Below are 6490 nucleotides of genomic sequence, written 5' to 3'. Positions count from 1 at the left end.
CGACCACCAAGACCCGGATAACTCCGAACAGCCCACAACACATAATCCACAGCACTGCCATGCTCCACCACCACACCCTTAGGACGCCCCGTCGAACCAGACGTATAAATCACATACGCCGGACAACTCCCGTCCAGCACGCCTGAACGCTCATCAGGACCCAGGTTCTCGCCGGACAGAGCACCCAGGCGATCAACAGTCTGCGACGCATCCAGGTCAAGTCGGCCGATCCCGTCCGAAACCTCGATGTCCACGACCGACACAGTGACGACACATACCGGCGCGGAATCAGCCAGCATGAACTCGATGCGTTCAGCCGGGTACTCCACGTCCACCGGCACATAGCCGGCACCAGTCTTGAGAACAGCCAGTACCGTGACCACGAGGTCCACCGACCGCGGCAGCGCCACCGCCACCAACGACTCCGGACCAGCACCCCGCGCCACCAGCAACCGCGCCAGACGATTCGCCCGGGCATTCAAATCCGCATACGAAACCCGCTCGTCCGCACACAGCACCGCCACCGCATCCGGCGAACGCCGCACCTGCTCCTCGAACAAGCCCACGAGCGTCGTGTCAGGAACCTGATGAGGTGTGCCGTTCCACTCGGTGAGCACCCGGTGGCGCTCGCCCCTGTCGAGCAGATCCACCATGCCCACCGGCAGCCTCGGATCCGCCGCCACCGCCTCGGCGAAACGGAGGAACCTGGACGCGATCGCCGCGACGTCCTCGCGGGTGTGGAGCGCGGGGTTGACGTCGAAGTCCAGACGCAGCGTGTCCGAATCCGCGCCGGTCGGGCTGATGGTGATCTCGAGGTCTTCGACCGGCCCGTTGGTGAGCTGGTAGCCGACGCCGCGTACTCCGGCGAAGTCCAGGTCGGCGTCGTAGGACATGACGTTGACCATCGGGCCGAAGGTCCGCTGGCCGCGCTCGCGGCGCAGGTCGTTGTGCAGGTCCTCTTGCCGGTAGCGCTGGTGCTGCAGGAGCCCGCGGACGGCGTTGGAGACCTCGGTCAGCACGTCCGTGATACCCGCTTCGGGCCGCACCTGGATGGTCAGGGGCAAGACGTTCGCCAGCATGCCCGGGGTGTGCCTTTGGACCGCTGTCACCCGGCTGGTCACAGGCAGTGCGACGGTGACCTCGCGCACGCCGGCGAGGCGGCCGAGGTAGGAACCGGTCAGCGCGAGCGCCGCACCGGGCCAGGCGGACTTGCCGAGACCGGCAGCGATGCAGACGGCCGTGACGGTCTCCTTGGCGAGATGAACCGTCTCGCGCAGCGCGAAGTCCTCGGGCGGCGCGGATCGGCCGGTCAGCAGAAGCGGTTCGGTATCAGCCGCGAAGCGGCCGATCCAGTAGGCACGGTCTCGTTCCCGCTGCTGCGAGCCACGGTATTCCGCATCATCTTCCAGGAGCCGGGACAAAGGCCTGACAGTGGTCTCCGGGATCTCCGCTCCCCGGATCAAAGCGCTGTAGATCTCGGCGGCGCGGCGGACGACGAGCCAGCAGCCGTAAGCGTCCAGCGCGATGTGGTGGCAGCGCTGGTACCAGTAGTGATGTCCTTCAGACAGCTTCAGCACGGCGCCGGTGAACAGCGGCGCCGCGGCAAGGTCGAACGGATGGGCCATGTCAGCGCGCATCCAGGCCCGGGCCGCGGCGGCCGGGTCCGGTTCGGCGGACAGGTCGTGGAACGTCAAATCCCAAGCGAGGTCGTCGACGCCGAGGATCTGCTGCCCGACCCCGTCGTCAGTCTCGACGATCCGGACGCGCAGGGCCTCGGTCTCGGCGAGCACCCGCCGCAGCGCGGCGCGCAGAATGCCGAGGTCCACCGAGCCGTCGATGTCGATGTACTGGCTCATGTTGAAGATCAGACTCTCGGCCCGCAGCTTCTGCCCCACCCAGACTCCGAGCTGAGCGGTCAGCAGTGGCACGGTTTCGGACGCTTCGACACCCATCACGACTCCGGTTCCCGATGATTATCGAGGGCTGATATACGGATTCGAGGTCACTCGCCGGCAACCGCGAGCGGCTTGAGGTCGGTCCAGTTACGCTCCACATACTCCAGGCAGGCCGCGCGCGAGTCCTCCTCGTGGACGACGGTCCAGCCGTCCGGCACCTGCAGGAACACCGGCCACAGCGAGTGCTGACCGACTTGGTTGCGCAGGACCCGGTAGCGGCCGTCCTCCTGCTCGAACGGATTCGACATGCGAGTTTTCCCTCCAAATGCGACGTGTGACGGAACCGGATGGCGGATTCGGGCGAGCACACGCGCACCGCCGGGCGCGTGGAAGCCGATCGTCGAGACGACTCTCGACGACCCCGAAGGGGTTTTGCATATGGGACCAATAGGCAATGAACAACAGGTGACAATTGTTGCCGATCATGGCGTTGCGATCCCCATGTGAATGGGGACTATCCCGCAAGCCGCCGGCGTCAGAACGTTGATGGACTGTGACACGGCACGAACATGCTATTCATCCACGGGGATACCGCGCGGAAATAGCTTCACGTGCTCTATTTGATATCGCGACATGGCGCCGCCACCCCCCGTTGACGTTAGCCTCGGTTGCCGTACGAACAAGGCAGGGACGCGCTTGCAGTACCGCAGAACCGTGTCATTCGTACCTCCGACGTGAGAACCCTGTCAAGCCGGCCGTACAGCGGCCCGGCGGGACCAATCTGTCGCGATAGGCACATCTATGTCCGCTATCTTCCCAGGTCGCGAATCCGCCTGTTTAAGTCAATGCGAGGCTGGCGAGCACGGCGCTCATGCTGGTTGACGAACCCTTCAAACAGCTTGGAATAGACCGCTTAAGGACAGCTTTAGCGCGGTCGACTAGCGTCGGTTCACGGTGTTTTCCGCGCTGTTCGATGCCGGGAGATGGAGGTCACCGTGATATCACAGCACGCTAAAAACTATGCAGGGGTCGTCAGGCAGCAGGCCCAAACCATCGGGGATCGGCAGGCATTCTGCTTCATCAAAGACATGACAACCGCGGAGACCAGCGACACGCTGTCGTACCGCGATCTCGACGAGCAGGCTCGCCGACTCGCCGGCTGGCTCTGCGATCGCGCCGAGCCCGGTGATCGCGTCCTCCTTTGCTTCCCCCCGGGACTGGACTTCGTCGTGGGCTTCTTCGGCTGCCTGTACGCCGGCATGGTCGCGGTGCCGGCGCCGATGCCCGAGGGTTTCAGCTCCGCGCGTGACCGGGTCGCCAGGATCGTGGAGGACGCCGGGATCGTCGTGGCGCTCTCCGACTCAGCCGGTGTCCCGATACTGGAGAAGTGGCTGGCTGAGCAATTCGGCACCGCGACGCCATGTGGCCCGGCCCGCGGCTTGGATCCGGCTTTGGACGCCGGACGAGAGCTGCCGGAACCGGACACCGACGCCCTGGCGCTGTTGCAGTACACATCCGGGTCGACCAGCGAGCCCAAGGGCGTCATGATCACTCATGGCAACCTCTTGAGCAACATGGAACTGATCAGTGAGTGCGCGGACGTCGGCCCGCACGCCCGCGGCTTCGGCTGGCTGCCGGTTATCCACGACATGGGCCTGATCGGCCAAATCCTCTGGATGGCATACATCGGCGGCACGATGTTCCTCGCCTCTCCGACGGACTTCCTCCGGCGGCCCTACCGCTGGCTGGAGCTCATCGACGAGCTGGACATCGACTTCACCGTGGCGCCGAACTTCGCCTACGAGCTGTGCGTTCGTACTCTGACACCGGAGCGGATCGCGAAGCTGGACCTGTCTGGCTGGCAGGTCACGTTCAACGGCGCTGAACCCATCCAGGCGGCGACCCTGAAGGCGTTCGCCGAGAAGTTCGCGCCGGCAGGTTTCCGGCCGCAGACATACGTCCCCTGCTACGGCCTGGCCGAGGCGACACTGATGGTCAGCGGCAAGCGCAGAGGCATTGAGCCGACCACGGCCATCGTCGATGCGGATTCACTCGCGCTGGGCAAGCTCGTCCACGCCGCACCCGGGAGCGGCGAACACGTCCTGGTGGGCAGCGGGGCAGTGGACCGATCTCGGGTCCTGATAGTGGACCCTGCGCGCCGGCTCCCGCTTTCTGATGGGAACGTGGGCGAGGTCTGGGTCCGCGGGGCAAGCGTGGCTCGGGGCTACTGGCGCCAGGATGCCTTGACCGCCGAGGTTTTCGATCAGTCTGTCGCGGGCGAGTCGGGGTACTTCCGTACCGGAGACCTCGGCGTGATCGACAGCGACGAACTGTTCATCACCGGACGGCTGAAGGACGTGCTGATCGTCCGAGGGCGCAATCTGTACCCACAGGACCTTGAGTTGGCCGTGCGCCGAATAGACCCTCGACTCGACAAATACCCGAGCGCGGTCTTCGCACTGGAGGAGCCCGCAGACTCCGTAGTCATTGTGCAGGAGATCCGACCGAGAGGTCTTTGGGAGACGGACTATCGCGATCTGGCCGGCCAGATCCGCGCCACCCTCGTCCGCGAGTTCAGCATCCCGCTGCCCAGCATCGTATTCGTCGCGCCGGGGAGCGTGCTCCGCACCACCAGCGGCAAGATACAGCGCACGGCAATGAAGGAACGCTTCGCGGCGGCGGCACTGAAACCGCTGCACGAGGAACTCACCGACGCGGTAACCGAATTCCGCCAAAGGATGCTCAAAGGGGAACCACAGATGATGACAGTGAACGCCGAAAGCTCCCCCGACGAAATCCGGACCTGGCTCCTTGAGCGCGTCGCGCACTACCTCGACCGCCCCATCGCGAAGATCGCGGCAGACGCCGAGCTCGCCGAATACGGCATGGACTCGGTCTACAGCATGAGCATTATCGCCGAGGTCGAGGACGCTCTGCTGATAAAGATCGATGAGATGGCTGTGTGGAAGTACGGCACCGTCAACGCTTTGGTGGAGTACGCGATGACTCTCGTGAGAACTCCAGCACCGCTCTCCTGAAACGACGCCGGCCGATCACCGGCTCCACTGCGGCCTCTGCCCCTGCTCCGCCAGGGCAGAGGCCGCGCGGCTGAACCCCGCTGCTTGCTGGCAGTTCGCGCGACCGAGCGACGACTGCAGGCCCCTGGTGTTCGACCGTGGATTTCCTCAGTCGAACACAACGTGGACCGGCCGTCAGGAGTCGGGCGCCACGGGGGCAAGACCGTCTGCTATCTGGGACCAGCCCTGGGCATAAGCCCGGACGACCAGCGCGACAGTGGCCTCGCAGTGGGGCGGCACGCCCGGTGCGGCCAATGTCTGCAGCTGGCCCAGGGCAGCCATACCCGCGTCGAGCCAACGTAGGAGCGCGCGGCCCGAGTCCGAATAACGCAGTGCCGGATCACGCCGCAGTCTGTTCATATGCGCGTCGATGTCGCTTAGCGCGGGTTCAGGTGAGAACGTACCCGCCTCCCGTGCCATCTGGAGCCGCCGAGGAACAGGGTCCTCCCCTGCCAGCACGCGGTTACGCACGTCCCGCGCGGTGCTCACAGAGATCCCCGCCTCCTGTGCCAGCTCACGAAGTGATGCCTCGGGCCGCCGTTGCACCAGACTGCTCGCGACCAGGCGGCGGTCTGCCGGGTTGAGCGGCCGCGTACGGCCGTCAATGCCCACCCGCCTGGACTTGGCGGCCGGCTCCCGCGTCTCATCCGCCTTGTCCCGTATCGATGCCACGGTCTTCGGCGAGAGCCCGGCCGAGCGCGCGATGGCCCGGTCCGACAACTGGGGATGGGTGGCGATCAGGCGTGCGGCGGCACGCCGCCGGTCGGCCAGCGACAACGGCAGGCCGTGAACGACGTTCGCGACGACGCCGAGCCGAAACGCGTCCTCGGCGCTGCCGTCGAAGAACCTCACCTCGATAACGGTCCGGCCCTGCAGACGGGCGGCGGCCAGCCGGTGCGCCCCGTCGATCACCCGCATGGTGTCGCGGTGGACCAGGATCGGCGGCAACGGCGATCCCGCGTCGGCGAGCATCCGGACGTGCTCCTCATCGAGCCCGGCGCTGCGCGGCGAGTCGCCGGCCGCGATCGAGTTCACCGGGACACAAGAGATGCTCTCAACCCGCATGCCCTCCGCAACGGGCGCCGTCTGTTGGTGCGCCCTGTTCGAGCGGACCATCCCGGCTGCATTCGTCCCCGCAGTCAAAACCGCTCCCCTGTATCTCGGCTGTCAGAACACGTTCCTGCATGGCCTGTCCGTCCGGCCCGAACACCCGAGTCTTCGGTGACGAACATCCCCCGTTGCCCGGCGAGCACCCCTCACAGCTCCGCGATCGCGCTGTGCACAGTGGCCGCTGAATTGGTAGCCCGGCACCACAGCCCGCGCAGACGAGACGCCTTGTCTGGCCACGACAACACCGAAGCCACAACCTTCCTCTGACCGTGCCGCCAGGGTTCAGCGGCAGCTAGATGGACCACGCCAAGGCCGCCGCCCGCGCGGTTTCGACCATCAGACGCAGAACTATCTTCGGGTGCTGAGGGTGGACGGGCACGGATCCCGAACAAGTCCGTACACTCGATC

4 protein-coding genes are annotated in these 6490 nt (G+C 65.7%); 1 reads left to right on the top strand and 3 read right to left on the bottom strand.

The genetic code is table 11. From position 1 onward, the window contains the following. Both IZR01_RS28215 and IZR01_RS28210 read right to left on the bottom strand, forming a co-directional pair. Positions 1-1952 (bottom strand): condensation domain-containing protein (locus tag IZR01_RS28215; protein ID WP_194925608.1); only part of this gene is annotated, 1952 nt, incomplete at its 3' end. A gap of 50 nt (positions 1953-2002) precedes the next feature. Further along, positions 2003-2203 (bottom strand): MbtH family protein, encoded by a 201-nt coding sequence (locus IZR01_RS28210; RefSeq protein ID WP_194891216.1) that lies wholly within the window; start codon positions 2201-2203, stop codon positions 2003-2005. Positions 2204-2878: 675 nt separating this feature from the next. Here IZR01_RS28210 and IZR01_RS28205 point away from each other — a divergent pair. Next, positions 2879-4933 (top strand): AMP-binding protein, encoded by a 2055-nt coding sequence (locus IZR01_RS28205; RefSeq protein ID WP_194891215.1) that lies wholly within the window; start codon positions 2879-2881, stop codon positions 4931-4933. Between the two features lie 174 nt (positions 4934-5107). On the opposite strand, the gene IZR01_RS28200 is transcribed toward IZR01_RS28205, so the two are convergent. Then, positions 5108-6007 (bottom strand): ParB/RepB/Spo0J family partition protein, encoded by a 900-nt coding sequence (locus IZR01_RS28200; protein WP_194891214.1) that lies wholly within the window; start codon positions 6005-6007, stop codon positions 5108-5110. Positions 6008-6490: the final 483 nt, after the last annotated feature.

Origin of the sequence: Catenulispora pinisilvae (genome assembly GCF_015356865.1) — a bacterium.
GTDB lineage: Bacteria > Actinomycetota > Actinomycetes > Streptomycetales > Catenulisporaceae > Catenulispora > Catenulispora pinisilvae.
This window is presented reverse-complemented; position numbering and strand designations above follow the sequence as displayed.

Excerpts from the sequence above, each read along its gene's own strand:
- IZR01_RS28205 (WP_194891215.1), top strand. The coding sequence starts at position 2,879 with ATGGAGGTCACCGTGATATCACAGCACGCTAAAAACTATGCAGGGGTC.
- IZR01_RS28210 (WP_194891216.1), bottom strand. The coding sequence starts at position 2,203 with ATGTCGAATCCGTTCGAGCAGGAGGACGGCCGCTACCGGGTCCTGCGC.